This window comes from Actinomadura nitritigenes, assembly GCF_017573545.1.
In the GTDB taxonomy this organism is placed as follows: domain Bacteria; phylum Actinomycetota; class Actinomycetes; order Streptosporangiales; family Streptosporangiaceae; genus Spirillospora; species Spirillospora nitritigenes.
Window position 1 is genome coordinate 1 of the sequence record NZ_JAGEOK010000083.1, and the last position, 5440, is coordinate 5440.

The 5440-nt window shown below is 69.3% G+C and carries 3 protein-coding genes and 1 pseudogene; 2 read left to right on the forward strand and 2 right to left on the reverse strand.

Annotated features, from left to right (window positions below; translation table 11 throughout):
- The first annotated feature begins 355 nt into the window (after nt 1–355).
- Nucleotides 356–967, forward strand: a complete 612-nt coding sequence (locus J4557_RS48790; protein ID WP_208274760.1) for an RlpA-like double-psi beta-barrel domain-containing protein — start codon at nt 356–358, stop codon at nt 965–967.
- Nucleotides 968–1146: 179 nt separating this feature from the next.
- On the opposite strand, the pseudogene J4557_RS48795 reads toward J4557_RS48790, so the two are convergent.
- Nucleotides 1147–1236, reverse strand: a pseudogene (locus J4557_RS48795) (IS5/IS1182 family transposase); the annotation flags it as partial.
- Between the two features lie 701 nt (nt 1237–1937).
- Here J4557_RS48795 and J4557_RS48800 point away from each other — a divergent pair.
- Nucleotides 1938–2249 (forward strand): hypothetical protein, encoded by a 312-nt coding sequence (locus tag J4557_RS48800; RefSeq protein WP_208274762.1) that lies wholly within the window; start codon nt 1938–1940, stop codon nt 2247–2249.
- 116 nt (nt 2250–2365) lie between these two features.
- Here the strand turns inward: J4557_RS48800 and ppsA are convergent, their stop codons facing one another.
- The gene (gene ppsA, locus J4557_RS48805) at nt 2366–4753 is read right to left on the reverse strand and encodes a phosphoenolpyruvate synthase (RefSeq protein WP_208274764.1); all 2388 of its coding nucleotides are present in this window, start codon (nt 4751–4753) and stop codon (nt 2366–2368) included.
- Between the last annotated feature and the right edge of the window lie 687 nt (nt 4754–5440).

Genomic DNA, 5440 nt, shown 5'->3' on the forward strand with positions numbered 1-5440 from the left:
GGCATCGTCGTCAAGGACAACCACGACGGCACCATCTCCACCATCGAGGGCAACACCGGCAACGCGGTGAAGCAGAAGGTCCGCGACACCTCCACCGTCGCCGGCTACGGCTACCCGCAGTACCGGTGAGCCGGGGCCGCACAGCGGCCCCCTTCCCCCCCCGCACCCGCCCAGCGGTGCTCCCCCCGCTCTTCTTTTCCATCCCCCGCGCGATCACGTCCACGTGCCGTGCGCCGGACCCGCCATGCCCGAACCGGGCGTGACCCCACGCCCCCGGGCGTGACCCCACGCCCCCGGGCGTGACCCCACGCCCCCGGGCGTGACCGGCGCAGGGACCACCGAGCGAAGGATGAACATGCAGCAGCGAGCCATCGACACCGCCCTGACCGCCCTGACCGGTACCGCCCTTGCGGGCATGCTGGTCGCGGGCGTGGCGGTCGAGAGCGCCCACGGCGCCCCGGCGGACAAGCCGATGGCGCACACCGCCACCTCCCAGCAGACGACCGGGCACCACACCACCGGCCACACCACCGGCAAGACCGGCAAGGCCGGCAAGAAGACCGCGGCCAAGACCCGCGCCGTCCTGTCGGGCAGCACCACCGCGTCCTACTTCTGGGACGACGGCTCGGGCGTCAACGGCGACACCGGCGCCCCCGCCAGCGGAAAGCCCATGCAAAAGGGCATGTTCGCCAGCCCCAGCTGGCCCATGAACACCAAGGTCAAGGTCACCTACCAGGGCCGCAGCGTCACCGGCTTCGTCGGCGACCGCGGACCCGGCGAACCCTCCCACCGCGGCGTCATGCTCGACCTGGACACCTACACCTTCCGCCACCTGGTCGACGGCAAGAAGCCCACCAGCAAGTACGACACCGGCACCTCCGCCGGCCACCTCAAGGGCGTCAAGTACCAAGTCCTGTCCTGGGGCCACGGCGCCGGCACCAAGGGCACCCCCAAGCCCCTCGGATAACCGGCCCGCCAGGGCGACCCCCACCCGAACACCCCCCAGACACCCCCAGACCCCCGGATCCCCCCATCATCGGACCCCGCTCCCGTCCCCGGACGAGAGCGGGGTCCGTCACGTCCGGAGCGGGATCGCAGACGGCCACGCGAAGCTTTGGTTGTTGGCGGGCCGGTTGCGGCACTGCCGCCCGCGCGGCGGCGCCCACCGCCCTGCGGAAGGGTCGGCGCGGGGGGTCCTCCCAGCTCATACAACTTCCACAGCTCATCGGGAACCAGGCGAACGCCAGAGCGTGCACAGCTTGATCAACGCTCGGCCGTCGGCTGTCTTCCGGCCCTGGCCGGCGGGGCCGCCTGGCGCCGCACCGGCGAAGAGCACTACCTGTCGGCGGCCTTCTGGATGCAGCTCCTGGCGGGCTTTGCGATGAAGGACGAGCGTGCGGAGAGTCCGGGCGGTGAGCCTTTCCGCTGCGCTGAGCGCTCGGCACGGGGAGCTGGGACGCAGCAGGTCGGACGAGGCGGACAGACGGGCGGCCAGGGGCATCCGCTGCCACGGGTCCACCTGGGCCCGCACCAGACGCCCCGCCCCCCTCTGCACACTCGCGATGGACTTTGGTCCCGTCTCGACGTGACCGACGGCCATGGGGACGGGACGGCGTCGGAGAAACCATGGAATCGGAACCCATTACCAGGAGGCACACATGTCCGCGCTGGAGCGTCGCGAGTCCGGCGGTGCGCTGCGTACCGGTCGGAGCTCGACTACGGCTCCTTCACCTGGTCCCGCCAAGCGCGAGGCCAAGCGGATCACCGTCACCGAATGACACGCCACGGCAACCCGGTAATGGCGACGAGACATGCCACCGACCGGAGCGGCAGCACCGCTCGAAGGCGGAATGGTCGGCACGGGACTCAGCCCCCGAACAGCGCCATCACCCTGGGCGCAGGGCCTTCCTTGCGCTCGATGATCAGTAGGAGGCATCGTGAACACCGACTTTCCACACCTCACCAGGTCAGCCAAAGCGCGCAACCTCTCACGCAGTACGCCACCCGCCGATGAGGTAAGGGCGCCCAAGGCTCCCGCGCTGGCGCGCCAGGCCTGCTGCTGCCTGGCCAAGCCGGTCGTCGTGACGATGATGCCGGTCTCCGAGGAGCGCCCAGCCCCGGTCGACATCCACTTGTGCGCCCATCATTACCGCGCCTCACGCGCGACCCTGGCGGAGGCCGGCGCGATCGTCTTCGACCGTGGCGGGAGACTGGTGGATTCCAGCACCGACGCTTTCGATCTGGTGTGATTCGTCATCGGCACATCCACGGGCGAGGCGAGCTTCCGCGTTGAGATCGCCCGCGATTCCGCCCCGGCAACCGGCCGTTCGGTGCTCTTGCCGCAGCGTCACGGGGCGGTATAGCGCTAGGGGTGATCTGCTTCCCGCTCGGCCGCCGCGACATTGTCCTTCACCACGAGGAAACTGTCTGGTGCCACCGAGATGGTGTCGATGCCCGCGCGCACCAGCAGCCGTGCGAACTCCGGATCGTCGCTGGGGCGTTGCCCGCACAACCCGACCTTGCGGCCTGTGTCTCGCGCTACGCCGATCACGGTCTCGATGCTGCGCGTGACCGCGGGGTCGCGCTCGTCGAACAGCGGCGCCAGCCGTTCGGAGTCGCGGTCGACACCGAGGGTGAGTTGGGTGAGGTCGTTGCTGCCGATGGAGAACCCGTCGAACCGCTGAGCGAACTCGGCGGCGAGCAGGACGTTGGAGGGTATCTCCACCATGACGTAGATCTCGAGTCCGTTGTCGCCCCGGCGCAGGCCGTGGTCGTCGAGCGTGGCCAGGACGTGGTCGGCCTCGGCCAGGGTGCGGCAGAACGGGATCATCACGATGGTGTTGGTCAGACCCATCTCGTCCCGGACGCGGCGGATGGCGCGGCATTCCAGGCCGAATCCGGCCCGGTAGTCCTCGCTGTAGTAGCGGCTGGCGCCGCGCCAGCCGATCATCGGGTTCTCCTCCGCCGGTTCGAATGCCGCCCCGCCGATGAGCCGGGCGTACTCGTTCGTTTTGAAGTCGCTCATCCGCACGATGACCGGCCGGGGCCACCAGGCCGCGGCGATACGGCCGATCCCGTAGGCCAGCCGCTGGACGAAGAACTCGGTCCCGTCCTCGTGGCCCCGGGTGAGCTCGGCGATACGCCGTCGGGCGTCGGCGTCCTCGACCTCGTCGGGACGGATCAGGGCCATCGGGTGGATCTTGATGTGATTGTTGATCACGAACTCCATCCGGGCCAGGCCGACACCGGCGGCCGGCAGCCTCCACCACCGGAAGGCCGCCGCCGGGTTGGCGAGATTGAGCATCACCCCGGTCGCGGTGGCGGGGATCTCCGAGAGATCGAGCTCGCGCTCGTCGTAGTCGAGAACACCCCGGTAGACGTGGGCCTGCTCGCCCTCGGCGCAGGAGACCGTGATCTCCTGCCCGTCGGTCAGCACGCTCGTGGCGTCGCCGGTGCCCACGATGGCGGCCACGCCCAGTTCCCGGCTCACGATCGCCGCATGGGACGTGCGGCCGCCATGGTCGGTGACGATGGCCGCCGCGCGCTTCATGATCGGCTCCCAGTCCGGGTCGGTCGCGCCGGTGACGAGCACGGCGCCGTCGGTGAACCGGTCGATCTCGGCCGTGCTGCGCAGGTTGCAGACCTTGCCGGTGGCGATGGCGTCACCGATGGCCAGGCCGTCCACCAGGCGTTCCCCGCGCTCGCGTAGCCGGTAGGAGCGCAGTGTGGACGCCTGCTTGCGGGCCTGGACGGTCTCGGGGCGGGCCTGGACGATGTACATCTCGCCCGTCTCGCCGTCCTTGGCCCACTCGATGTCCATCGGGCAGCCGTAGTGGTCCTCGATGATCGTCGCCCATCGGGCGAGCTGCACGATCTCCTCGTCCCGCAGGACGAGGCCGACTCGCTCGTCGTCGCTGGTCTCCAGCGTCCGCGTGGGCTCCTCCGCGGCGGTCCCGTAGACGATCTTGGATTGCTTGCCTCCCGCGGTCTTGGAGATCACCGGGTTGGCGGCTTGGTCGAGCAGCGGTTTGAAGACCATGTACTCGTCCGGATCGACCTTCCCCGCCACGACGGACTCGCCCAGGCCCCACGACGCGTTGATGAGCACGACCTTCGGGAATCCGCTGTCGGTGTCGATGGAGAACATCACCCCCGCACCGGCCCGGTCGGAGCGGACCATCTGCTGCACCCCGACCGACAGAGCCACCTTCAGGTGGTCGAAGCCGTTGTTCTCCCGGTAGCTGATCGCCCGGTCGGTGAACAAGGACGCGTAGCAGCGCTTGCACGCCTCCAGCAGCCGCTCCCGGCCGGTGATATTGAGGAAGGTCTCCTGCTGCCCGGCGAAACTGGCCTCCGGCAGATCCTCGGCCGTGGCGCTGCTGCGCACCGCCACATCCGGGTCCGCCCGGCCCAGGCCGGTCGCGAGATCCGCGTAGGCGTCGGCGATGGCGCGGGCGATGTGCGGCGGGAACTCGGCGTCGGCGAACATGGCGCGGATCGTCCGGGCCACCTCTGACAGTTCAGCTCCCTGCCGAAGAGCCGCCAGTTGTTTGCGGACACGGCCCCGCATGTCGTTGGCGTCCAGAAACTCCCAGTACGCGTCGGCGGTGGTGGCGAACCCTCCCGGCACCCGGATGCCCTGCGCCGACAACGTCCCGATCATCTCGCCAAGGGAGGCGTTCTTACCGCCGACCATCCCGACGTCCCGCGCCGACAGGTCGTCGAACCACCTCACCGCGCGCTGCTGAGTCATGTCACGCCTCCCTCACGTCTTTGGGTACCGACGCCATGGGGCTCGGGTACACCCGAGGCCCTTCCCGTCCGGCGCGGCGAGCGACCGCGTTCTGGTGGCGGGACGTGCCTCGTCCGCAGCCCACTTGCATGGACGTAAGAGAAGAGACCGACGAACCCGGCCGTGCAAACGGCGGAGAGGCCGGGGCCGCGCCTTCAGGGAGCGCCCCGAATTCGCCAAAGACATCGCCAGATGCACCCGACATTCCACTCGCCCAATACCGGAGCCACACCATGATCAGGGGCGGTGACAGTCCAGCGACAGGATCCCGCGCACCCCGCTTCTCGCCCGGCTACCTGCCCAGTCTCCGCCAAAGCAACGATCGCCGCACGGTCAAGAACCCGCTTGACCGTGACCGGCCCCGCACCCGGCGAACCGTGCGACCGGTTTCGCCGCAAGCCCGCAACGACCTCGTCGAACGCTGTGTCCGCTCCCGTGAACGAACCGATTGGGCGGTCCCTACGCCAGGGACGGCCGGTTCACCGAGGTTCCGTGCGAGCACTCACGGCCATTGAGATCAATGAGCCTTTTTCAGCGGCAGTTCGGTGTGGGCTGATCACAGCATGATCGCGGGCGGCGTGGGCGGTGCCGGACGTCAAGAAGCCCCTGGTAGGACGGTTGGTCTCTCACAACGTCCCGTCCCCACCA